This window comes from Protofrankia sp. BMG5.30 (assembly GCF_001983005.1).
GTDB classification, from domain to species: Bacteria; Actinomycetota; Actinomycetes; order Frankiales; family Frankiaceae; genus Protofrankia; species Protofrankia coriariae.
Genome location: NZ_MOME01000025.1, coordinates 42,076 through 66,007 on the forward strand (window position 1 = coordinate 42,076; position 23,932 = coordinate 66,007).

Annotated in this window: 16 protein-coding genes; 9 read left to right on the forward strand and 7 right to left on the reverse strand. The window is 69.3% G+C overall.

Annotated features, from left to right (window positions below; genetic code table 11):
* Positions 1–9: 9 nt before the first annotated feature.
* Entirely contained in the window at positions 10–2,997 is a 2,988-nt protein-coding gene (gene uvrA / locus BL254_RS15165; protein WP_076843678.1) for an excinuclease ABC subunit UvrA, read from the reverse strand.
* Positions 2,998–3,208: 211 nt separating this feature from the next.
* On the opposite strand from uvrA, the gene BL254_RS15170 reads away from it, so the two are divergent.
* The 3 genes from BL254_RS15170 to hemC all read left to right on the forward strand — a co-directional run bounded on the left by BL254_RS15170 (position 3,209) and on the right by hemC (position 6,984).
* Positions 3,209–3,886 (forward strand): MBL fold metallo-hydrolase, encoded by a 678-nt coding sequence (locus BL254_RS15170; protein WP_235433562.1) that lies wholly within the window; start codon positions 3,209–3,211, stop codon positions 3,884–3,886.
* A gap of 37 nt (positions 3,887–3,923) precedes the next feature.
* The gene (gene nhaA, locus BL254_RS15175) at positions 3,924–5,807 is read left to right on the forward strand and encodes a Na+/H+ antiporter NhaA (RefSeq protein ID WP_083731112.1); all 1,884 of its coding nucleotides are present in this window, start codon (positions 3,924–3,926) and stop codon (positions 5,805–5,807) included.
* A gap of 241 nt (positions 5,808–6,048) precedes the next feature.
* Complete coding sequence (gene hemC, locus BL254_RS15180) at positions 6,049–6,984, forward strand: hydroxymethylbilane synthase (protein WP_076843730.1); 936 nt, start codon at positions 6,049–6,051, stop codon at positions 6,982–6,984.
* A gap of 53 nt (positions 6,985–7,037) precedes the next feature.
* Here hemC and BL254_RS15185 read toward each other — a convergent pair whose 3' ends face one another.
* A complete protein-coding gene (locus BL254_RS15185; protein WP_047223464.1) occupies positions 7,038–7,985 on the reverse strand; it encodes a hypothetical protein in 948 nt (315 codons plus the stop codon).
* A 427-nt stretch (positions 7,986–8,412) separates the two neighbouring features.
* On the opposite strand from BL254_RS15185, the gene BL254_RS15190 reads away from it, so the two are divergent.
* Positions 8,413–9,072: a TetR/AcrR family transcriptional regulator gene (locus tag BL254_RS15190; protein ID WP_013873504.1), complete on the forward strand. Its 660-nt coding sequence runs from the start codon at positions 8,413–8,415 to the stop codon at positions 9,070–9,072.
* 72 nt (positions 9,073–9,144) lie between these two features.
* On the opposite strand, the gene BL254_RS15195 is transcribed toward BL254_RS15190, so the two are convergent.
* Entirely contained in the window at positions 9,145–9,906 is a 762-nt protein-coding gene (locus tag BL254_RS15195; RefSeq protein WP_052914657.1) for a PhoU domain-containing protein, read from the reverse strand.
* A gap of 702 nt (positions 9,907–10,608) precedes the next feature.
* On the opposite strand from BL254_RS15195, the gene BL254_RS15200 reads away from it, so the two are divergent.
* A complete protein-coding gene (locus tag BL254_RS15200) occupies positions 10,609–13,578 on the forward strand; it encodes a hypothetical protein (RefSeq protein WP_076843680.1) in 2,970 nt (989 codons plus the stop codon).
* 57 nt (positions 13,579–13,635) lie between these two features.
* Here the strand turns inward: BL254_RS15200 and BL254_RS15205 are convergent, their stop codons facing one another.
* Both BL254_RS15205 and BL254_RS15210 read right to left on the reverse strand, forming a co-directional pair.
* Entirely contained in the window at positions 13,636–14,805 is a 1,170-nt protein-coding gene (locus BL254_RS15205) for an argininosuccinate synthase domain-containing protein (RefSeq protein ID WP_047223462.1), read from the reverse strand.
* On the reverse strand, positions 14,802–16,811 hold the full coding sequence (locus tag BL254_RS15210) for a DUF4062 domain-containing protein (protein WP_139342331.1): 2,010 nt from the start codon (positions 16,809–16,811) through the stop codon (positions 14,802–14,804). The genes BL254_RS15205 and BL254_RS15210 overlap by 4 nt, the downstream gene beginning before the upstream one ends.
* Before the next feature lie 166 nt (positions 16,812–16,977).
* On the opposite strand from BL254_RS15210, the gene BL254_RS15215 reads away from it, so the two are divergent.
* Positions 16,978–17,190 carry a hypothetical protein gene (locus BL254_RS15215; protein WP_076843682.1) on the forward strand — a complete coding sequence of 71 codons (213 nt, stop codon included), beginning with the start codon at positions 16,978–16,980 and terminating at the stop codon, positions 17,188–17,190.
* A 292-nt stretch (positions 17,191–17,482) separates the two neighbouring features.
* On the opposite strand, the gene BL254_RS15220 is transcribed toward BL254_RS15215, so the two are convergent.
* Both BL254_RS15220 and BL254_RS15225 read right to left on the reverse strand, forming a co-directional pair.
* The gene (locus BL254_RS15220) at positions 17,483–18,388 is read right to left on the reverse strand and encodes a PfkB family carbohydrate kinase (RefSeq protein WP_047223460.1); all 906 of its coding nucleotides are present in this window, start codon (positions 18,386–18,388) and stop codon (positions 17,483–17,485) included.
* Between the two features lie 128 nt (positions 18,389–18,516).
* Positions 18,517–19,758 carry a hypothetical protein gene (locus BL254_RS15225; protein WP_076843684.1) on the reverse strand — a complete coding sequence of 414 codons (1,242 nt, stop codon included), beginning with the start codon at positions 19,756–19,758 and terminating at the stop codon, positions 18,517–18,519.
* Between the two features lie 354 nt (positions 19,759–20,112).
* Between BL254_RS15225 and BL254_RS15230 the strand changes: the two genes are divergently transcribed.
* The 3 genes from BL254_RS15230 to BL254_RS15240 all read left to right on the forward strand — a co-directional run bounded on the left by BL254_RS15230 (position 20,113) and on the right by BL254_RS15240 (position 23,929).
* Positions 20,113–20,928, forward strand: a complete 816-nt coding sequence (locus BL254_RS15230) for a trans-aconitate 2-methyltransferase (RefSeq protein ID WP_076843687.1) — start codon at positions 20,113–20,115, stop codon at positions 20,926–20,928.
* Between the two features lie 368 nt (positions 20,929–21,296).
* Positions 21,297–23,051 (forward strand): putative T7SS-secreted protein, encoded by a 1,755-nt coding sequence (locus BL254_RS27795; protein WP_052914656.1) that lies wholly within the window; start codon positions 21,297–21,299, stop codon positions 23,049–23,051.
* A complete protein-coding gene (locus BL254_RS15240) occupies positions 23,048–23,929 on the forward strand; it encodes a hypothetical protein (protein WP_139342332.1) in 882 nt (293 codons plus the stop codon). Before BL254_RS27795 ends, BL254_RS15240 begins: the two co-directional genes overlap by 4 nt.
* Positions 23,930–23,932 lie beyond the last annotated feature (3 nt).

Consider the following 23,932-nt stretch of genomic DNA (forward strand, 5'->3'; position numbering starts at 1 on the left):
CCACGGGGGCTATCCCGCCACGGCATCCGCGGCGGGGCGCAGTGGGGCGCGGGGCGACCGCTGACCTGAGACGGCCCCCCGCACGGCCGGGGTCTTCGCCGAGGATGCCGTGGCCGGAGGCAGCGCCGTGGCGTCGCCCTGGGCCGTGTCCAGGCGCTGCCCGAAGATCTCCCGCAGGAAGAGGCCGGTGTGGCTCTCCTCGACCGCCGCGACCGTCTCGGGCGGCCCCTCGGCGACCACCCGGCCGCCGCCGGTGCCGCCCTCCGGCCCCATGTCGATGATCCAGTCGGCGGTCTTGATGACGTCCAGGTTGTGCTCGATGACGATCACCGTGTTGCCGGCGTCGACCAGCCGACCGAGGACCCCGAGCAGCTTGCGGATGTCCTCGAAGTGCAGCCCGGTGGTGGGCTCGTCCAGGACGTAGACGGTGCGTCCGGTGGAGCGCCGCTGGAGCTCGGCGGCGAGCTTGACCCGCTGCGCCTCGCCGCCGGACAGCGTCGGCGCCGGCTGCCCGAGGCGAACGTAGCCCAGCCCCACGTCGTCGAGGGTGCGCAGGTGCCGGGCGATCGCGGGAACGGCGGCGAAGAACTCCGCGGCCTCCTCGATCGGCATGTCGAGGACCTCGGCGATGCTGCGGTTCTTGTAGTGGACCTCGAGCGTCTCCCGGTTGTACCGGGCGCCCTGGCAGACCTCGCACGGCACGTACACGTCCGGCAGGAAGTTCATTTCGATCTTGATCGTGCCGTCGCCGGCGCAGGCCTCGCACCGGCCGCCCTTGACGTTGAACGAGAAGCGCCCGGGCAGATAGCCGCGGRCCTTGGCCTCGGTGGTCTCGGCGAACAGCCGCCGGATGTGGTCGAAGACGCCGGTGTAGGTGGCCGGGTTCGAACGCGGGGTGCGCCCGATCGGCGACTGGTCAACCCGGACGGCCTTGTCGAGATGCTCGACACCGGTGACGGTGCGGTGCCGGCCCGGCACCTCCCGGGCGCCGTTGAGCCTGTTCGCGAGCACCGTGGCGAGGATGTCGTTGACCAGGGTCGACTTGCCCGAACCGGAGACGCCGGTGACCGCGACGAAGCAGCCGAGCGGGAACGACACCGTCACCTCGCGCAGGTTGTGCTCCCGGGCGGCGTGGACGGTCAGYGCGCGGCCCCTGGTCGGCTGCCGCCGGATGTCGGGCACCGGGATCTCCCGACGGCCGGACAGGTACGCCCCGGTCAGCGAGGCCTCCGCGGACAGCAGCGCGTCCACCGAGCCGGAGACGACGACCTTCCCGCCGTRCTCCCCGGCTCCGGGGCCGATGTCGACGACCCAGTCGGCGGCCCGGATCGTGTCCTCGTCGTGCTCGACGACGATCAGGGTGTTGCCGAGGTCCCGCAGCCGTACCAGGGTCTGGATGAGGCGGCGGTTGTCCCGCTGGTGCAGCCCGATCGAGGGCTCGTCGAGCACGTAGAGGACGCCGACCAGCCCGGAGCCGATCTGGGTGGCGAGCCGGATCCGCTGCGCCTCACCGCCGGCCAGGGTGCCGGCGGCCCGGTCCAGCGAGAGGTAGTCGAGGCCGACGTCGAGCAGGAACGCCAGCCGCGCGTCGATCTCCTTGAGCACCCGGCCGGCGATCGTGCGCTCCCGCTCGGTGAGCTCGAGGGTGCGCAGGAAGCCGGCGCACTCCCCGATGGCCATGCCGGCGATCTCGGCGATCGACCGGCCGCCCAGCGTCACCGCCAGCGACTCGGGTTTGAGCCGGGTGCCGCGGCAGGCCGAGCAGGCGACGTCGCGCATGTAGCCCTCGTAGCGCTCCCGGCTGCTGTCCGACTCGGCCTCGCGGTGGCGGCGCTGGAGGAAGGCGATGACGCCCTCGAAGGCCGTGTAGTACTGACGGGAGCGGCCGTAGCGGTTGGTGTAGGAGACCTGGACCTCGGTCTCGCCCCGCCCGTACAGCACCGCCTTGCGGGCCCGTTCCGGCAGCCCCTCCCAGGGGATGTCCATCCGGAAGCCGAGGTCGGCGGCGAGGGCCTCGAGGAGCCGGGTGAAGTACTCCTTGTTGTGGCCGGCCGACCAGGGGGCGACCGCGCCGGCTGCCAGCGACAGCGACGGGTCGGGGACGACCAGGTCGGGGTCGACCTCCTTGCGGGTACCCAGGCCCGAGCACTGCGCGCAGGCGCCGTACGGGGAGTTGAAGGAGAACGAGCGCGGCTCGAGCTCCTCGAACGACAGGTCGTCGTAGAGGCAGGCGAGGTGCTCGGAGTACATCCGCTCGCGGTCGGGATCGGCGGGATCCCGGTCGACGAAGTCGACCAGCGTCAGGCCGCCCCCGAGGCCGAGCGCGGTCTCGACGGAGTCCGTCAGCCGCTGTTTGGCGGACGCCTTCACCGCCAGCCGGTCGACCACCACCTCGATGGTGTGCTTGCGCTGCTTCTCCAGCTTCGGCACGTCGGTGAGCGCGTGGACGCCGCCGTCGACGCGCACCCGGGCGAAACCCTTGGCCTGCAGCTCCGCGAACAGCTCGACGTACTCGCCCTTGCGTCCCCGCACGACCGGGGCCAGCACCTGGAACCGGGTGCCCGCGGGCAGCTCGAGCAGGCGGTCGACGATCTGCTGCGGGGTCTGCCGGGAGATCGGCCGGCCGCATCTCGGGCAGTGCGGCCGGCCCGCCCGCGCGAACAGCAGCCGCAGGTAGTCGTATACCTCGGTGATCGTCCCCACGGTGGAACGGGGGTTGCGCGAGGTCGACTTCTGGTCGATGGAGACCGCCGGTGACAGGCCCTCGATGAAGTCGACGTCGGGTTTGTCCATCTGACCGAGGAACTGGCGGGCGTAGGCCGACAGCGACTCGACGTACCGTCGCTGCCCCTCGGCGAAGATCGTGTCGAACGCGAGGCTGGACTTGCCCGAACCCGACAGGCCGGTGAAGACGATCAGTGAGTCCCGCGGCAGGTCGAGGTCGACGTCACGCAGGTTGTGCTCTCGCGCGCCGCGCACGACGAGACGGTCTGCCATCGTGGGAATCCTTCGCGCTCTGCTCTGGGGACGGGACCAGGCTCGGGGCCAGGGCCAAGCGTGGGGCTTGGGACCAGGGACCGGCCGTGCCACGGCCGGACGTGGCATCCGCCGCGCCTGCCATGCTACGGACCGGCTCCGACAGTTCCGGAACGGAGGATGCCGGAGCGGAGGATGATGAACCCGTACAACCGACAGCCGACGAGGGATGATGGGACACGAGATCAACGGCGACGGCTACACCGGCGCGGTACGTGTCGGTGGGCCGGCGGACGTCCGGACGCTGCCCGAACTGACCATTTCCAAGGTCGCGGTCGGCCCGATGGACAACAACGCCTACCTGCTGCGATGTGCCGCGACGGGCGAACAGCTCCTGATCGACGCCGCGAACGAGCCCGACACGCTGCTGGCCCTCGTCGATGACGGCGGCCTTGCGACCGTGGTGACCAGCCATCGCCACGGCGACCACGTGCAGGCGCTGTCCGCGGTGGTCGCGGCCACCGGCGCGCGCACGGTGGCGCATCCCGACGACGCCGGCGCCATCCCGGTGGCGACCACGACCCTGGTGCGTGACGGCGACGAGGTGACCGTCGGCGAGGTCACCCTGCGGGTCATCCACCTGGTCGGGCACACCGCCGGCTCCATCGCGCTGCTCTACGGCGCCGGCTCCGCGGCGCCGCACCTGTTCACCGGCGACTGCCTGTTCCCCGGCGGCCCGGGTGCCACGTTCGGGGATCCCGTCGCGTTCAGATCCCTCATGGACGATCTGGAGAGCAAGGTCTTCGGCTCGCTGCCCGACGCCACCTGGATCTATCCGGGCCACGGCCACGACACCACCCTTGGCGCGGAACGCCCCCACCTCGCCGAATGGCGCGCCCGCGGCTGGTGACCGGCCGCCCCGCCTTCGGCGAACGAGAATCGGTGGTGTGGCGGAACCRGACCGGGGGGTGGGCCAGGCGCTTGCGGGCAGGACCCCGTGGCCGGGCGGCCGGTCGCCGCTGCGGGAGTTCCTGCGCACCGAGACCGGTGGTGCCGCGGTCCTGCTGGCGGCGACGCTCGCCGCCCTGATCTGGGTGAACGTCGCCGCCGCGTCGTACGAGACGGTCTGGGGAACCGAGCTGTCGATCGAGATCGGCCATCGGGGCGTCGCGCAGGACCTGCGGGAATGGGTCACCAACGGGCTGATGGCGCTTTTCTTCTTCGTCGTCGGGCTGGAGACCCGGCGCGAGTTCGACATAGGCGAGCTGCGAGAACGACGCCGCCTCGCCCTGCCCGTCGTGGCCTGTCTGGCGGGGATGGCCGTACCCGTCCTGATCTACCTGGCGGTCAACGCGGGGGAACCGTCCGCGCGTGGCTGGGGGATCACGATGTCCACCGACACCGCCTTCGCCCTGGGTGTGCTCGCCGTCGTCGGGCCACGCTTCCCCGAGCGGCTGCGGACGTTCCTCCTGACACTCACCGTCGTCGACGATTTCGTCGCACTCGTCGTCATCGCCGTCTTCTACAGCGAGGACGTCGTCTGGAGCGCGCTCGCCACCGGGCTCGGCATCTTCGCGGTGATACTCGCGGCGCGGGTGGCGGGCATGCGCTCCGGTCTGGGATACGCCGCGCTGGGGTTCGCGTCCTGGGTCGCGCTGTTGCGCTCCGGGATCGACCCGATCGTCGTCGGGCTCGCGATGGGCCTGCTGACCTACGCCCACCCGGCGGAGCGCGGCGACCTGGAGCGCGCCACCGACCTGTTCCGGTCGTTCCGCGAGCAGCCGACACCGGAACTCGCCCGCAGGGCCCGGGTCGGCGTCTGGTACGCGATCTCGCCGAACGAACGCCTCCAGCAGATCATCCACCCGTGGACGAGCTACCTCGTCGTCCCGCTGTTCGCACTGGCGAACGCCGGGGTCGAGATCAGCGGCGACGTCCTCGGCCGCGCGCTGCGCTCACCCGTGACGCTCGGCATCATCGCCGGCTACCTGCTCGGCAAACCGGTGGGCATCGTCGGCTCGGTGTGGCTGGTCAGGGCGGTCACCCACGGCCGGGTGCGCCTGCCCGTCGGCTGGGACGCGATCACCGGTGCCGGGGCGCTCGCCGGGATCGGCTTCACCGTGCCACTGCTGATCGCGACGATGGCGTTCACCGGCGAGCGCCTTGCGGAGGCGAAGATCGGTATTCTGGCGGCGGCGCTCGCCGCGTCCGTGCTCTCCTGGATCGTCTTCCAGGTGGCGGGCATGTTGCCGGCGCGGATGCGGGCCCGCGCCGAACGCGGCGTATCCGAGATCATTATCGACCTCGCAGAGCCCGTCGACCCGGAGCGCGACCGGATCCGGGGGCCGCTCGACGCCCCGGTGACCCTCGTCGAATACGGCGACTTCGAGTGTCCCTACTGTGGCCGGGCCGAGGCCGTCGTCCGCGAACTGCTCGCGGATTTCGGCGATCTGCGCTATGTCTGGCGGCACCTGCCGCTGACGAAGGTGCACCCCCATGCCGAGTACGCGGCCATCGCGGTCGAGGCCGCGGCCGAGCAGGGCGCGTTCTGGGAGATGCACGACCTGCTCTTCGATCGCCAGTCGGCCCTCACGGTCAGGGATCTGCTGCGGTACGCGGGCGAGCTGGGGCTCGACCTCGAGCGGTTCCGGGCCGACCTGCGCGCCAGGGCCGGCGCCGACCGGGTCGAGCGCGACATCGCCTCCGCCGACGTCAGCGACGTCTCGGGAACTCCGACGTTCTTCATCAACGGCCGGCGCCACCACGGCGCCTACGACGCCGCGACCCTCACCCTGGCCATAACGGCCGCCCGCCAGACGGTCAGGCAATGACGGACGACGACGGATGGTGACGAATGGTGACGGAAAGCCCGGAGCGGCCGTAACCGCGGCCGCCCGGCCACTGTCGCCTCGGACACAGACACGGGCCCTCCGCCATGCCGTTGCGGCAGAGTATCCGATCGGGAGCGGAGCATCCTCCGGGCGTGGCCCGTGGACGGGCCGCGGGCGGCGGGTGCGACACTCAGGTGGGCTCGGGGCGCCTGTGGCGGCCCGGAGAACTAGCCTGGTGGCCATGTCCGCATCCCGGCTGATCCGCATTGGTACCCGTTCCTCCCCGATGGCTCTTGCCCAGGCCGAGCGGGTCCGCGCGGAGCTGACAGCCCTCAACCCCGATCTCACCGCCGAGATCGTGCCCATCACCACCAGTGGGGACAGGTGGACCGGTCCGCTGTCCGCGCTCGGTGGCAAGGGTGCCTTCACCAAGGAGGTCGACGAGGCACTGCTCGCCGRCCGTGCCGATCTCGCTGTGCACTGTATGAAGGACGTCCCTGGGGACCGCCCGGTCCCGGCCGGCACCGTCTTCGCCGCCTACCTGCCCCGGGACGACATCCGCGACGCCCTGATCCACCCCGGCGGCCGCACCCTGGACCAGCTGCCCGCCGGCACCCGGGTCGGTACCTCCGCCGTACGCCGGATCGCCCAGCTCGCCCAGTCTCACCCGCATCTGGAGACCGTGCCGATCCGCGGCAACGCCAACACCCGGCTGGCCAGGCTGGACGACGGCGCGGCCGACGCGCTGCTGCTGGCCGTCTCCGGCCTGGAGCGCATCGGCCAGGCGGGCCGGATCACCGAGATCCTCTCGGTGGAGACGATGTGCCCGCCGATCGGCGCCGGCGTGCTCGGCCTGCAGTGCCGCGAGGACGACACCGACACCGCCCAGCTCGTCGCCGGCATGGACGATCTCGACGCCCGGCGGCAGGTCACCGCCGAGCGCATGCTCCTGCACGTCCTGCAGGGCCACTGCAACTCGCCGATCGCCGGGCACGCCCACACCGAGCCCGACGGGCGGCTGTCCCTGCGGGCGAAGGTGTTCAGCCCCGACGGCAAGACCGTCCTGGACGCCCACGAGTGGGGCCCCGGTACGGACCCGACCACGCTGGGGGCGTCGGTCGCGGTCGCGCTGCTCCGCCAGGGCGCCCAGGACCTCCTGAACGCCATCCCGCACTGACGCACTGAACGGATCCTTCCCCGATCCGTTCAGTGCGGTCGCGGGCTCGGCGGTCAGGCGCTGAGTTCGCCTCGTTGCCATGCCCGCACCCGGCTGATCGTCTCGATCGTCCGGGTTCCGGCCGCGTGTGGGCGGACCGCGCCGATCCAGCGGTCGGCCTTCACCGACAAGGCCCCGGTACGGCGGTGCAGCGAGATGGTGACGGCATCCTCGACGAGTTCGGCCGATCGTTCCAGGTCGAGCCGCCCACCGCCGAGGACGAGCGCGGTGGCCAGCGTGAAGCGGGCACCCGACGACCAGCCGGGCATGTCGATCGCGTCGAAGACGGGCACACACCACCGGTAGAGATTTTCAGCGCGGCGGACCCGGCCGACGAGCGCGTTCGCGGTCAACGCCCGTTCCTTGGCGTCCGCCGGATGGTAGCTGGTGAAGAACAGCCCGGGCATGCCCTGTTCGGCGACGGGCAGCGCGCTGGCCGCCGCCAGGGCTCTGTCGGTCTGCTGTTCTATGACGTCCGGGTGCGCTCCGGCCAGCGCGTGGGCCTGTACCTGCCGGGCCAGCAGCGCGGCGGCGACAGGGCCCTCGGGGCAGCGCCGTAACCCGTCCGCGAGCAGCTGCAGGGCCTCAGCGGGCCGGCCCGCTTCCATCGCGATCGCCGCCTGCTTCCGCCGAGCCGAACCGATCATGACCCGGTCGCGGGACGCTACCGCCATCCGGTAGGCGCTGTCGGCGATGCGTTGCGCCGTGTGCAGGTCGCCGGCCATGGCGGCCAGGTCCGAGCGGGTGATGGCGATCCTCGCGGCAAGCCCGTCGAACACCATTGCCTGCGTCCGGCTCGGGTTGCGACCGGCGCGCAGCGCCGCGGCCCTGGACTCGATGGCCCGGGCGATCTCGCTGGACTCCGCCGGTGGGCGCATGTTCACCTCGACCAGGAGTGTGCCGAGCTCCTGGTCGAGTTCGTGCACCCCCGACTCGAAGTCGTCGCTGAACGGCGGGGTCACAGGATCTTCGGCAGGAACGGCTGGCCCCCTGTGCGGGAGCCCGGAGCCGTCCGCGCGGACGTCCCTCTCCCGTGCGCCTTCAGCGTCCGGCTGCGGCACCGGCTTGTCCAAGAGTCATTGCTCCTTGTGTCTGACAGTGATGTCGTGTACGCGATAGTGACCGGACAAGTTTCCCATGAGTGAACTATTGGACGCCAAAACAATAATCTGATCTTGTGAATATCACCGTTTGGTCGACGGCAGGCCGGTCGATGAAGATCAAATTGTCGAGACGTGGCGTCAACAGCGTTGACTACGGTGTAGTCTTCCGAAAAGATCTCGACGGGACGCCGACGTGACCGATCCCGATCGGCCCCAGCCAGCCTCGACCGGCCCTGGCCGATCCCGGCGGAAGGCACCGCGACGATGGAGACCGCAGGGAGACCGTATGGAGACCGCGCAGCCCCGCCACACCCGCACCCCTCGCGGCACGCTGTCCCGGCAGCTCCTCCTCGACACCGCGATGGAGATCGTCGACATCGGCGGGGTCGGCGGCTTCAGCATGCGGGCCCTGGGCGCACGCCTGAACATCGACCCGACCGCCGTCTACCGGCACTTCCGGACCAAGAACGAGCTGCTCGAGGCCCTCGCCGACCGGGTCGTGCGCGGTGACGAGCCCCTCCCCCACACCGGCGATCCCCGGGCCGACCTCAGGGAGACCTTCGCGCAGCTGCGCGGGTCGCTGCTGCGGCATCCGACACTCGCGCCCATCGTGCTGCGCCGCCCACCCGGCGGAGAGGCCAGCTGGGAACGGACCAACCACGCGATCGGCCTGCTACGGCAGGCAGGCCTGCCCGACCGGCAGGCCTCCGACGCCTACACGACCCTGCTCTTCTACACGCTCGGGCACGCCCTGACCGAAGCCCGGCACACCGCGGCGACCATCGCCAGGAAAGGACCGGACGCCACCGTGACACCGATCACCGCGATCGGTTCGTCCGCGTCCCGCTATCCGCATCTCGCCGCGGTAGCCGACCATCTCGCCGCGGACATGCGGGAGCAGTTCCACGACGGCCTCACCCTTATCCTGTCCGCCCTGGCCATCTGACCGAACCCCCTGCCAGGCGGAATCCTCACCGAGGCAGCGATACCCGCCACCATCAGGATCTTCCCTTGTCGGTCACCTCTCCGGTCGGCCTCCTGGCAGGAGGTGCGCGGGCGCCCGGCCGGCCGGATCGCCGGCGGTGCCCGGACCGTCCGGCCGGTCAGGATCGTCCAGGTTGTCCGACACCGACGGGACCCAGCGCAGGCGGACGAGTTGACGGGCGGCGGTGACGGCCTGGTCGGCGTACCGCTCGTAGTAACGGGACAGCAGGGCGAGGTCCACCGCCTGTTGGATGCCGTGGGGCCAGCCGGGGTCGGTGAGGGCGGCCATCAGCTGCCGGTGGATGCGGTCGATGGGATCGTCGCCCACAGTGACCCGCCAGGCGGCGGCTGCCGGGTCGTCGGCGCAGATCGCGGTGGCCAGACTGCTCGCCTGCTCGGCGCACAGCCGGCCGAGCTGGCTGAGGGTGGGGCGCAGCCCGACCGGGACCACCACGGTGGGTGCCCGCAGATCGGCGGTGGCGGCGACGTGGTCGGCGAGCTCGGCCATCCGCTGCACCGCCGCGGCGGTGCGCAGCCCGGCCACGACCAGGTGCAGATCCCCCGCGACCGGATTCTGCCGGGCCAGCAGCAGCACCAGGTCCTCGTCGAGGTCCTGGCAGCAGTCCCGCAGGCAGGCCACCGCGGCGTGCACGCCAGCGGTGTCGGCCTGCCCGGTCACCGCGCTGGTCGCGTCGAGGAGGATCTTGCTGGTCTGCTCGGCGAGGTCACCCAGCATGAGCCGCAGGCGCCGCAACGCCTCCGTGTACTCCAATCGGCGTGGTTCGGGAACGTCCATGCCCCCCATCGTCCACCGTGTGCCCGCACACATACAGCCGCACACACACAGTTGCCGTGGTACCTGCCCTCCGCGACCTGCGCCCTCCGGAGGAGTCACCCGCTCAGTCACGAAGAGCCATCAATACAGTGCTCAACATAACCATTCACGGCTCCGCCGCAACCACAGTCCCACCCGAGCCCACGAACCACCCGACACGCGGTCCGGCCAACATGCCGCCCCGAACCCGGACAGCCCGGATCGTCCGCGGAGTTACGGACAGGGGCGAAAGGGAAGGGACAGTCGAGCCAAAAAAGCAAGATCAGAACACTGATTGAACAACTATCGGCCGCTTGAAACCGTGACACACGGCAGAACACACCGGAAGCACCCGTCCGGCCACCGGACGACAGCCGACCGGCCAAAGCCTGCGCGACCGCTTTTCCGTRCCATCGACCTCCACCGAATCGACAAACCGATCCGCCGGGACGGGCCTGGACCGACACCAGCGCGCTGCGTGGCATAGTGCTGACTTATGGGGACGATACGGGGGAGACTCCGCGAGCGGTACTCCGGCGGCGGAGGGACGGCACCGGACAGCGGCGTCACGACGGGACACCCGGCGTCGACCAACCAGGGAATTCGGCCGCCCAGGGCAGCCGGGCACGCTGTTTGACGGGGAGCAGTCATGACGAACGATGACCCTGGCCGGAGCCTRCTGCCATGATTCCATTTTTCGACGGTGTGGGYGCCGTTCTCACCCTGCTCCGCTCCCTCGCCATCGATCTCAGACGGCGCCGGTCGGCACCGCTGATATGCCTGGTCGCCAACCCGGACAGCGGCTCCTGGCTCGCCGAGGTACACAACCGGATACAGGAGTCATCGCCACCCTCGCTGCTGCCGCACGCCTATCTCGACCTGACGCCCGATGACCGCCGGCATCCGGACTCCCCGCCCCTTCCCGGGGGTGACGACCCACCGGTACTGCCGGTACTGCACGCGCTCTTCGAGCAGCTACGCACGGCACCGTCCGGCTTCGGATACCATTTCCGTACGTACGCGTTCACGGATTGGTTGACCCGACAGACACTGAGCTCCCCTGCTGGAAAAGCCCAGGAGAAAGAGCTCACCCGACGCCTGCGAGATGAGCTCAGGGGCACCGGCAACAATACCCATCTGCTTTTGGACAGCACGCCAGGATGGTTTCGGCCCCTGCTGGCCGTACTGATTGTTTTCGGACCGCCACTGCGCTTTGTGCTCTGGCTGTCCGGCCGTGTCCCCGTCCCGGGTCTGGTGCGCACCCGCTGGTTCATGAAGCAGCAGCTGTTTCCAGCGGTAGGCAGGAAGAAATTCGTCCCGTTCGCCGTCAGCCTCACCGCGAACGCGTTCCGCGCCCCTACACAGCAGACTCAACGCGAACGGCTGCTGATCGGCGCCTTTCTCCACGACCTGCGGCTGGCCTACCGGCRCCGACTCTGGCGGCCATGGGCGTGGCGGCGCACCGCCCGGGTCCTGACCCTCATCGACAACATCGCCGGTGACCCGCGGGGCGAACAGTTCCTGAACCTGCTCACCACCGTCCGTGACCATGGTACGCCGCCGCGCGGGCGCGTGACGCGGTTCCTGAATCTGATCCCGGTCATCCGCAGCGGCGGCAGGAAGGACGACCCCCTGCTGATGGTCGCCGGCTACCAGGTCAACGCCATCCCGCAGCCACTCCCTCGCCATCCCCTGACCGCTGCCAACGCGGCGGACGCGTTTGACGCCTGGAACGCGCCCCAACGCCCCATCGGTGCGGGCTGGCGGCTGTGGCTACGGATACCCACCTTCGTGGCACCCCCGCCCGGCGTGACCGCCAAATCGGACGCTCGAGGATGGGGACAGCCTCTGTTCGCCCCGTCGCCCCCGGTATGGGCGCGCCGATGGGTACTGCGTTCGCTCGCGGTCGTACTCGTGCCCGTGCTCCTGGCGTCCGTGGCCACAGGGATTCTTCGGCATGGAACCCATTTTTTCGATCATGAAGGCTGCTGGTCGCGAGCGGGTGTCTCGGTGTCCTGGGTCGACGGCCAGTGCATCGGCTACAGTGACGGCGGCTATCTGTTCAACGCCGGGGAGAAGTCGGCTCCCGCCGACCGGTTGCTCATCGTGCAGCAGGAGATTGCCAGGCAGAACCGGTGCGCGGCGGAAATCGCCGGCCTTTCACCAGCACAGTCGCCGAGCCAGCTTGTGACGCTGGTCTACTTTGCCGGTCTCACCGGAGAGATCGAAAGTGACTGGACCGCGGCGCAGGTCGCGGAGCTGGAGGGACTGCTGACCTGGCAGCACACGCTCAACCAGAGAAAAGATCTTCCGCTTGCGGAATGCCGGAACACGGCGGGAGTGACCTCGCCGTCCGCGCAGACCGTACTACGCGTCGTCATCRCCAACGGTGGCAGTCGGATGAGGTACRCCGACCGGGTGGCCCGGGATCATCTCGTCCCRCTGGCCTCCGACACGAGAGCGAAACTGCTCGGTGTCATCGGCATGGACCGCAGCACCGCGGACACCCGTCAGGCCGTCACCACGCTGGGGAACGCCGGCATACCCGTGGTCGCCACAACCCTGTCCGGGGACGGTATGAAAAACTCCTCGCTGCTGTATCTGCAGATGGTGCCGGACAACCGGCGGGAGGCCCTGCTCGCCGTCAGCTACGCCAGGCAGAAGAAGAAAAGCAGGATCAGCGTGTACTACCCGTACTCACCTGACAGTGATCCCACGGGCCAGCGTCTGCCGACGGTGGATGACTTCTATGTTTCGACCCTGGTACGCGACGTCCAGGAGGAGGCCGCGCGCGCCGGGCTCACCTATGAGCCACGCGGATGGGCACCTGCGCAGGGAACGGCGGACTGGTTCCGCGACCGGTGCGGGGAGCAGCAGCCAGCGGATCTCGTTTTCTTCGCCGGCCGGTACAACGATTTTCGCGAGTTCCTACGGGGCATGGAACGCTGCGGGGAGCTGCTGCTGGCCGACGACTCGGTCTCAAGAGTGGTCAGCCAGGACGTGGGCCGCGGCACCGGCGGAGAGTTCAGGTTCGTCTCCAAGGGAGCACCCGTGCTGCTCGCCGGCAGAAAATGCCTGAACGGAGAGCTGGAACAGAATCCCCCGCCGTTTGCGAGTAGATCGCTACGGGACTTCTGTGGCCGCCTGAAGGACATGTACGCGGTGACCGGGATCAAGAAGAAGTACGCACCGGACACGGTGGACCCCTCGGATCCCCCCTGGGTGGACGAGCGTACCGGTCTGGCCTACGACACGGCCAAGCTGTTCGTCGACGCCATCAGAAAATCAGGCGTGGGGATCAGCAGAGCACAGGCCTGGAAGACCCTGCGGGAGGAACCCTACCTGGACAACAGGAATCCTCGGCAGGACGACCAGGAAAGGTGTGAGGACCCCACCAGCCCGCAGGCGTGGCCGGGCGCGACCGGATGTGTCGATTTCCGTACTTCTCAGGTCGCGATGAGCAAGCAGATGACGATCATATACGTCGACCTCTCCCGCCCGGAGCTCCCGGCCGGACCGACCAGAGCGGGCCAGGATCCGGAGAACGACAACGGGCAGCCGTGCAGATACGTCATCAGCGGCCGGGAGCCGAGAATCAGCAACGACTGCCTCGACCCCGGCAGGCAGCCGCTCGCCCCCACCGCGGACGACTGACGACGGACCGTTCCACCGGCCCGGTCGCCGTCGTCCGCGTCCGTGACGTGGAGGGAGTCACCGGGCCGTGTGGTCCTGTGCGGTGGGGAGGCGGATCTGGGAACGGTCGCGGACGTAGCGGGGGGCGTCGGCGGTGAGGCCGCGGAGCAGGATGCGGTTTTCTGACAGCAGGTAGCGCACGCTCCCGGACACCGACGCGGCGATTGTGGAGATGAAACTCTGGGACGCCTCCCGCAGTGGGCTGAGCCAGCGTCCCTCGACCGCCTCCTGTACCCACAGCTGCTCGATGTGCATCTTCTCCCGGATGCACGAGGCGGGATGGGTCGCCTGCTCCAGGCGCCGGTAGGCGTCCATCAGCAGCATGGCGGCGGGCATCTCCCGCACCTCCTGGACCTTCTGGCCGTTCGCGATCTCCTCCAGGCCGATGAAACGGCCGAGGCCGAACTGCCCGACGACGTCGTTCAGCCGGGAGAGCAGGGAGACACCGTCTGTTTCGACGCCGTCGAGGGCCACCGGTGTCCCGGCTTCGAAGGACACTTCGACCTCCACCGGGTCGGTGCCGCGGTACCGGGTCCAGTGGAAAAGCGACTCCGGAATCTCTATCTTCTCGGGGTCGTCGAGCCCGGCGGCCTCGAACTCACGGCACCAGATGTTGACATCGGTACTGAAGATTGATGCGCCGTCGTCGATGATGCCGGCCTCCGCCAGCGTCCAGCGCTTTTCTCTCCGATGCGGCGGACGGGCGGAAAAAGGTGACCCGTAGTGTCCCCTGAACCCGAGGTCGGCGAGGGTCTGGTTGAAACGCCGCAGACTGTTCTGGGTGGCGTCCGCGGTGTGCAGAATGACCGAGCAGTCACGCCGGGTGGCCTCGTCGAAGGCCGTCCGGGCGAGCAGCGGCCGGGACAGCGAAGCCGATATCGGATGCGTCCCCCCGTAGCATGCCTGAGCCGAGATCGAGGGGAACGCGTAGTCCCGTACGAAGGCCGCGGTCCGGTCCAGCACGATGTGCTCGAAAGGGAGGTTCGCACAGATCATCCGGGCCCGGTTGGTATCCACTCCCCCGCCGAGGTCGCAACTGAGAACAACTACCTCGGCGCTCGGGCGGACCCGGTGGATATGGTACAGCAGGTACGTGCCGTCCAGCCCACCACTGTAGAGAACCACCAGCCTGTTGGCCGCGAGAAAGGCCTCGTCGACTTCCTCGATCTCCTTGATGACGGTGTTCACTCTTCCCCCTCGCCGGCATCCACGATTTCTTGTATGAGGCGGTTCGTCAGTACGAAGCAGTCGTCGGCGAGCTCGGGATCGTCAGGCGGGTAGTCAAAGGACTGCAAGGTCTGAACGCAGCGATGATACCGCGGGCCGGAAAAATACTCGGCCAGCATCTTCCGCATGCGGTCCTCGTCGCTCTGCCAGGCCGCCTGAAAGGCGCCGCGGGTCCACACCAGCGACGTGGCGTACTCGTGGCGTTCGCGGTGGTAACTGCTCCCGACGAGCCCCCGTAAGGCGCTGAACAACGGGCCGCGCTCGAAGGTGATGACGAAGATGTCCTCCCGCTCATTTGTCGACTCGTAACGCACCGAACGGACCCGGGTCGCCGGTGGCATGCTGATGCTACCGGTACGCTCCTCCTCCGGAATCCGCAGGATGATAGCTGATATCTCCGGCAGGGCACGGTTGAGGAATCCTTTGATGTAGCCCTGCCAGAACGTGTAGAGCTGGCGTGTCTCGTCCAGGTCGGTGGTCCGCAGGAAGTTCTCCCGGATCGCCAGGTGCCAGGACTCCTCCGTCACGTTCCGCAGCTCGTACGTGCCCCAGCCGCCGGTACGGTCCCAGTAGTTCCACAGCGCGACGAAGGCCGCCGGGCTGGAGGGCATCCAGCGTCCGTAGTGCAGGGCGTGGTCGACAAGGTCGCGGGCCGCGCTGCGGCCGATCTCCTGGCCGGTCTTCTCGAATTCGCGCGCGTCCAGCCGGCGCGGTGTCTGCAACATCCGCACAACCGTCTCGGTACGCATGATCACATGACGGACGCCGGCTCGCCGGACCACGCCGTCCGTCACCGACAGRCCGACCTCGGGAATCAGGTCGCTGAGCCGTCGTTTCGCCTCGCGCAGGATCGGATGGTCGTTGTAGGAATCCGGGCTGATCGCGAACAACGGCCGGAACTGCTCCGCCAGGAACTCGATGAAATCGGCCACCTGGGCCCGGGTCGACTGATTCCGCGTGTCGAACACGTCACGGACGGACCGCAGATCCGGATGGAAGACGCGGTACGGGCTGTTCGGCTGGCTGAACTCCTGCACAAGACGGGCCAGGTCGTGCCGCACCCGCAGCTGCAGATCCGCGGCGCTGTCAAAGGACCACGGCGAGAAACGCAGCATGAGCTCCCGGCGGAACTCCGCCTGGAACTGCTGGTGATCGGACTGTCCGGGACCTCCCGGCCAGGCCTCGCCCGAATCGACAAGATAGATCAGCAACTGTTTCCCCAGCACACGGGCGCGATCGTACTCGGCCATCGTCGCGGACCGCGCGGGATCTGCGGAGGCGTCACCGAAATGATGCCCGATGATCCCGACATAGACGTCGCAGGCACTCACCTCGTCCAACAACGGCTGCCGGTTCCGCTGGTCGCGGCTTTTCAGGATTTCGATGGCCGCCTCTTCACTGCTCTGGGCGACGATCCGTTCCCGGGCCGGGCGCCAGTATTCGTCGAGATCGGTCACGGTACCRCTGACGAACACCCGCATGGGGCTGCTCGTGTGCTCGAACGCCACCGCCACCGCGCCGCCGGAGCTCGGTGGCGGTCCCTCCAACAACGTCAGAGCGATTTCCGAGATCTTCTCGTTCTCGTAGTTCTCGATGGTGTCGGGATGCAACCCCACCACGTCGGCCAGCCGCCGGCGCCGGGCCGTGAGAATCCCCGGGTCCTCGAAGAACCTGGACGTACCCGCGGCCGAGGGCTCGGCGAGTGCGTAGGCGTTGCGCAGGGACCTGCTCCGGATGCTCAGGTCCAGGTCCGACAGCAGCTGGACGAGCACCGCGAACGCGCTCGACACAGAACCGTCCCGGCCGGCGGCGGCGCTCCATTCCCGCAGGACCGCCAACAGGCCGTCCCGTTGTTGCAGCGCGGGCAGGGAGAGGCCCCGGCCTTTCCGGAGAGCGGTCAGATCGTCGATCAGCGCCTGCCGGGCCCGCTCACGTGGAAGGCTCCCCCCTTTTTGCACCCCAGCCACTCTCTCTTCCGATTTTTTTCCGGCTGCCCGAAACTATCCCGTCATCTCTCCGCTAGCCACAAGGTGTTGGCTCATGTGACTCTAGGGCTGGTCGGTTCGGCAGGGAAGGCACCGGTCGGCGTGAGATGGCCGACGGTGCCGCGTTCTTCTAACCGGGGGTGTTCACGTGAGCCCGATCCTCGTCTTCTTCCTCTTCCTGATCTCGCTGCTCTCGGTCGGCTGCGTGTTCCTGCTCCTTCTTCTGCGGCTGGCCGAGGAACGGCGTGACGTCATGGACGCCCGCCGGCTCGCCGACAGCATTCACTATCCGTGGAACCCGCACAACCATGTGTCGAGATACCCCGAAGGCGCCGGCCAGCGGATCGAACGGGTCGAATAGAATCTCAGGTTTTCGCCGGCTCTCTCGGAACGGTTCGACGAGGGCCGGCGAACACGCGGCAGCCCGCGATGCGGGGCGCCCGGCACGGGCCCGGCCCACACCCGGGGCGACGCCGGGACAATTTCGGTTTCGGACACCACCAGCGACAACCACGACCGACAACCGACAACCGCCGATAACCGACAACCTTCAAGATCAACTTTGGCGCCAGAAGTCGTCAACAGTGTTGACTACGGCGTGGGCGAAAGAAAAGACCTCCGAACGAACGAGATCGAAACAGAACGCAGGCGCGTCAGAACAGCCCGACGGCGCTGCGATCGATCGCGGTGTCCCGGCCGGCCAGCTTCACGACGGCGTCCCGGGTGGCGATCGCCCCCGGGCCGATTCCGCTGATGCTCAGCGTGGCAGCCGCCGCGGCAAACCGGACAGCGTCACTGACCGTGCTCCCCGTGTCCAGCGCGATGAACAGCGACGCGGCGAAAACGTCCCCGGCGCCGGTGTCGTCGACGAGACGGTCGGCCGCGATGGCGGAGAACTCCTGTTTCCCGTTCGCGAGCAGGACCTCCGCCCCGCGAGGACCCTTGGTGATCACGACGACCCCGCCGGCGCGACGCACCGCCTCGGCCACGCTGGCCAGATAGGTGGCCTCATAGTCGGCGAACACCACCGCGTCGATGTTCTTCGCGGTCGCGCCGTCGATGTGCAGCATGTGATGACGGACGAGCCGGCTGGCGTCCCAGGAACGGATCAGGCCCTGCGGGGTGAGCCCGACCAGCCCCCGCGCGCTGCGCCGGACAACATCGTCGAGGACGATTTCCCGCGCGACTGGCGCCAGATGCAGCACCCTGCTCTCCGGGAGCCGGTCGAGCCCCGAGACGACGCCCGCGGACGACTCCAGCCACTGGGTTCGCAGGCTGCCGGCGTTGTCGTTGCGGAACCGGGTCGTCTCCGGCGCCGGCTGGATGTAGAGAAACGCCTCCGCCTCGAACGGCGTCCACACCGGTGCCAGTTCCGCACCATGGCCGCACCCGACACCGGCTGCACACAGGCCCAGCCGCGCCGCCTGCACCACGGCGTAGACCATGCTCCCACCGATGGTGGAGGAGGAGTCGGGCAGGACGTCAAGTGTCGGGTTCCCCACCGCCAGGTAGTCGACGGGCGCACAGCCGGCCAACGCCTCGGCGGTCCTGATCGTCATGGCGGCAACAGTACTCGTGTCCGTCCCGGGCACTCCGGCGTATGCGCATGCCAGCATGCCATCGATCGACCCTGACCGGGGGCTCATCACACGGGCCGGCCGGGCAGGGGCGGCGCTTCGGGGAGCGCTCAGTCGACCGGCCGCGCGGCGTCCGGCACCCTACCGACCGTGCCGGRCCCAGCACCACCCGGCCCACCAGCACCACCATGCGCGCCGGCCACGGCGGCCCGCAACGACGCGACCGCCAACGCCTTTGTGATCTCCATATGGCCGACGGCGCCGACCGGCTGTGGCCTGGCGCCGCCGATGTCGTCGACCACCAGCGCGAGGCCCGCGCCCGGCCGTCCGGCCAGCCGCGGAAGCAGGTCGGTGAGCAGCTCGTCCGGCGTGGTCAGGCACACCGCGGCCATCGGCACACCCACCTTGCTGACCCTGGTCAGCCCACGGTCGTCCAGCGGGACCGCGTCAAGATCACGCAGGAACACGACACCAGCGAGAGCACCGTCGAAATCCACGACGGTGAACACCGTCCGCCCGGAGGCGGCCACGGCCGGCGCCACCACCTCGTCCACAGCGGCGGCGACCGTGCGCCAACCGGCCACGCTCTCGGGGGCGGGCCCCATCACCTCACCGACCCGGACGCCGGCCAGCAGCCGGTTCGTGCGCAACCGGGACTGCTCGAGACGGCCGGCGCCAAGCGCGATCCAGCCCAGCAGCGCCACCCACAGCCCCGCCGGGCTGGTCAGGAAGGTCACGGCCAGGCCCGACGCGATCAGCGTCCAGCCGACGATCACCGCGGCTCGGGCCACGGCGGCGTCGGCGCGTTCCCGGCTGCCCGTCCGGCGGTACACCGCGGCCGCGAGCAGCCGCCCCCCACCTGTGCGTGGCGTGGGCAGCAGCTCCGAGGCGGTGAGCAGCAGCAGGAGGCCGCCCGCCCACAGCCCGACGCTGCCGGCGAGCGCCGCGGCGCCGCCGGGGGCGAGCCAGCCGAGCACGACGAGCGCACCTCCCCCGAGCCCACCGACGAGCAGGCCGGCGCGGGCAACGCGGGCAGCGGCCACGGGTTCGGTGATCTGCGTCATGGTGGTCAGCCGGCTACCGAAGGCGCCGACCGTGATCCCGCTGACCTCGGCACCCGCCCGACGCGCGGCCGCGGCCCGGGCGAAGTCGGCGGCGAGCAGCACGCCGAACACCACTCCGGCACCGATGAGCCCGGCGGAGAGATAGGCGGCGGTCGGGCGGTCCGGCACCGCGGCCGGGAGTATGAAGGCGGACAGCAGGAAGGTCAACAAGGCGATGGCGACGGCGGCCCCGGGGCGTACCGACACCGGTGTGTGGACCGTTCCCCGCGGCGTATGGTCAGCGGTCATATCCGTTCGCTCCCCTTTCCGGGCAGGACGTATGCCGTGGGAAAGATCGCATCACCGAATTCGTCCTCTTCCAGACTTCCCGGTCCCCGGCGCATGCACACGGCCGGACCCCACGATTGTTGTTTAAGATTTCGTTACCGTTCCTTGACGATCACTGTCGGTTCCCATGACCACCGACCCTGCCCGTCCCTGCCGGCTCCCTTGCCGGCTCCCTTGCCGGCTCTGTCGGTCCCTGCCCGCCCCGGCACCGGTACGGAATCCGACCAGGGCCGCGCCCCTCGGCATTCCTCTCGGCGGCGGATGGCGTCCCATCCTGCTATCGAACCATCACCCGTCGCAACGTAGGATCGGTATATGTCTCACGAATGGGACGCCCATGGCTACGATGCCCTGCCACTGCCCCATGAGCAGTGGGGTCTGCGCACCCTCTCCCGCCTGGCGCTGGYCGGCGGCGAGACGGTCCTCGACGCCGGCTGCGGGACCGGCCGCGACACCGCCGCCCTGCTCGACCGCCTGCCCCACGGGCGAGTGATCGCCGTGGACGGTTCGGCCGCCATGCTGGACCGGCTCAGAGCCCGGCTGGCCGGCCGCACCGACCGCCTGGAGATCGTTCACGCGGACCTGACCCGGCCGCTGCGCCTGCCCGGCCCGGCCGGCCCGGCCGGCCCGGCCGGCCCGGCCGGCCCGGCCGGCCTGGTCGACGCGGTCTTCAGCGTGGCCGCCTTCCACTGGATACCCGACCATGGCGCGCTGTTCGACAACCTCGCGGCCGTCCTGGCCCCCGGCGGCCAGCTCGTCTTCGAATGCGGTGGGCACGGGAACATCGCGAACGTCATCCGCGCCATCGACAGCCTGGTCGACGACGTGCCGGACGTGTGGAACTTCGCCGACGCCGCCGGGACGGACACCCGGCTGCGGGCCGCTGGCTTCGTCGACACCGAGGTGGCGCTGGTGGCGGACCCGGCGGTCTTCCCCGACGACGACCTGCTGCTGCGCTACCTGGAAACGGTCGTCCTCGGCGCGCACCTGGACCGGCTGCCCCTCGACGAACGGGCCGCGTTCACCCGGGCCGTCGCCGAACGCCTGCCCGCGCCCGTCGTCGACTACGTACGGCTGACCGTCCGTGCCGTGCGAGGGGGTCGACCGGATCCGCGGGGCGCACTGACGTGACCGTGCCCCGCGGAACACAGAACACAGTCGCACCCGTCGCGGCTGGCCCGGGGCCGCCTCCGGCCCGACCGTGCCCCGCGGAACGCGGACTCCCGCCCCGGGAAGAGCCGGTAGCGGGCCGGCCATCTCGGTCGACTCGGCTGGCTACGGTGGCCAGACGGTCACAGCTCATGTTAATTTCATCCTGTTTATGAGCTTTGCCTGGCTTTGATCCCTGATCCTGATCCTGCCTGGACGGTGCCCATGACGGTTGTGCATCCGCCGTTACGCGTTCCTCGCGTCCACCGGGTGTGTTCCGCGGAACACGGAGCCGGCCACGCCCGCCGCTGTTCCTGCCGCCCTGGCCGCGCTCCAGGTCGTCCGGTCCGGTGAGCCGTCCCACCGACTGGGGTGTCCTCGACCTCGAGCACGACCCAACCCCGGGCGACCCCTTCGCCGTTCGGGAGCTGGCGCGACGCTTCCTGACGTTCGTCGCCGACGTCGAGCATGCCCGCGGGCAGATCGCCACGGTCACCGTCGGCGGTGTCGTACAGTCCTGGGCCGGCACCGCCGGTGACGCCTTCCGCGACGAACTGGACGAGTTCCCCGGCCAGCTGACCAGGCTGGAGACGTCCTACCGGATGGCTGGCCAGGCCCTCGGCGCCTACGAGCCGATCCTGGACGCCGCCCAGCGGCAGGCCGACCGTGCCCTCGCGCGTGGTCGCGATGCCCGCGCCCGCCGTGACCACGCCCAGACCCTCCTCGCCCCGACCCAGACCGCGCTGACGACCGCGGCCGCCGCCCTCACCGACCTGGCCCCCGCTCTCCACCTGACCCCCGCCCTCCACACCGCCAGCGCGGGGATCCCTCCGCCCGACCCGGCGCAGCTCGCCCAGGCCATCCGCGACCGTGACGCCGCCCAGATCCGTCTCGAGCAGGCCCGCGACGCCGCCCGCGGAGCCCAGGACGATCTCGACGCCGCCCGCCGGCTCGCGTTGGCCGCCGGCCGGCTGCGCGCGGACGCCGCGCACACCTGTGGCCAGGCCATCCGCGACGCCTCCGACGCGGGCATCCGCAACAAACGCTGGTGGTCCTGGGAGAAGATCAGACAGACCGCGGGCAGCCTCTGGCACACCACCGTGCGGGCCGCGCAGATCACCGTCGCAGTCCTCGGCGTCGTCGCCCTGGTGATCGGCGGGCCGGCCGCCTGGATCGTGTTCGCCGCCGCTCTGGTCGTCCTCGCCGACACCCTGGCCCGCTACGCCGCCGGCGAGGCATCCGGCTGGGATGTCGGCCTGGCGTTACTCGGCTGCATCCCGGGCACCAGGGGGCTCACTACCACCGCCGGGCTCGCCCGCGGCCTGCGTGTGGCCGGCGGCGCCCTCCGCGACGGCCGCGTCCTCACCGGACTCGCTCATGGCGGCGCCATCACCCACAGCATCCTCGCCGCCGCCCGCACCCACCTCACCACCCTCACCACCAACCTCCGCGACGCCTCTACCCACGTCACCACGATTCTCAGGAACATCCTCGGGCCGTTCCCGTCGCCCGCACTGGCGATGGCCGGCGGCGAACCAGCCGGCCGGATCACCGGGCGTATTCTGAGAGCAGAAGCCGGTACGTCCCGTGGTGTCGCGCGCGCATGGACACCACCGGTCCACAGCCTGGAAAATCCGCACACCATACGATTCAGTCAGGAGAACGTGAGCCCGCAGACACACGATGACATAACCCTCTCCGAACTGGTGGAGAGCATGCGGACCGAGGGTTGGAAGGGAAAACCCATCGACGTCGTCGAACTCCCCGACAAGTCGCTGCTGAGCATCGACAACCGCCGTCTCCTCGCCGCCCGCGAAGCGGGGATAGACGTCCCAACCATACGCCACCACCCCGACGAGCCATTCCCGGAAGAACGAGGGAATTCGATATTTTTCAGACCGAATCACAATATCCGCCAGCTGTCAGACGGAAGCCTGGTCCGCGGTGGCACGGAGGGCGAAATATTATACAAGAAAAAGGACAAGCCACTGACATGGGGCGAAGCCGCTTTGTTCCGGACCGCCCGCCAACCAAACAATCCCGACGGTTCTCGGTTCCCCCTGATGGGACGCCTGGAACCACCGAGAATCTTGGCCGAAAAATGAGAAGCCGTTCGGATGCGCCATCCCTTCCAACGCTCGTGGAATGTTTTGCGAACTATCTTCGGGATCTGACGGGCAAACGTTCGGTGGATGAACTGCTTGTCGCCCTGGATACGAACGGGCTGTACCTCGAGCGCGACCTGCTCCAGGCCCGCCGGGACGGCCTGGCGAGACGGCTGCCCGCACCGGAGTCGGCCGGGATCTGGAGTGGCCGGCGCTGCTGGCTGGGCTGGTACCCCCCGGATACCAGCGAAGCCTCGGCAGGTGATCTGTGGTTCGACCCGGTCGAGATCTCGCTGATGGTCCTGATCCCACAGACCCAGGAAGATCTCGCCGAACTCGCCGCTCTTCCACCGCGCTTCCTGGCACGGCAGACGCCATTCGTGGGGTGGGTTTCCGTTCGGCAGATGGCGGTCTGGCAGGCGATGGRATGTTCGCTCGTGGCCGGCCGCGACCTGCTGGTCGACACGGATGCCGGCCCACCGCATGCGGCTGTCGCCGGGGTGCCGCCGGCGCTGGCGTGGGACATCGCCCTCTTCCTCGGCAAGGCAACCTGTGACCCGGACTACTGGGAGGCTGCCCATGAAGCACTGTCGGCGGAAGAGCTTACGGACATGTGGCCAGACGACGCCCCGGAGCACGCCGGCGAGGTGAACTCCGGATTCTGGATCGTCGTCGGGCGCGACGACGTCCTGGCCGGCACCCCGTGGGACAACGACCTGGGTGACAGCTTTCCATACCTTCATGCGTCTTACCCGGCGCCGGGCGTCCGCTTCCGGACCGCCGTCTCCAGCCAGCTGGGAATAATAAATCCGAACGATGAAAGCAAATCGTGGACTGYCATCGGCCGTCGACGGGCTGCCATGGCCGGGAACGAGTGAACG

Excerpts from the sequence above, each read along its gene's own strand:
- BL254_RS15170 (WP_235433562.1), top strand. The coding sequence starts at position 3,209 with ATGGGACACGAGATCAACGGCGACGGCTACACCGGCGCGGTACGTGTC.
- BL254_RS15190 (WP_013873504.1), top strand. The coding sequence starts at position 8,413 with ATGGAGACCGCGCAGCCCCGCCACACCCGCACCCCTCGCGGCACGCTG.
- BL254_RS15195 (WP_052914657.1), bottom strand. The coding sequence starts at position 9,906 with ATGGACGTTCCCGAACCACGCCGATTGGAGTACACGGAGGCGTTGCGG.
- BL254_RS15220 (WP_047223460.1), bottom strand. The coding sequence starts at position 18,388 with ATGACGATCAGGACCGCCGAGGCGTTGGCCGGCTGTGCGCCCGTCGAC.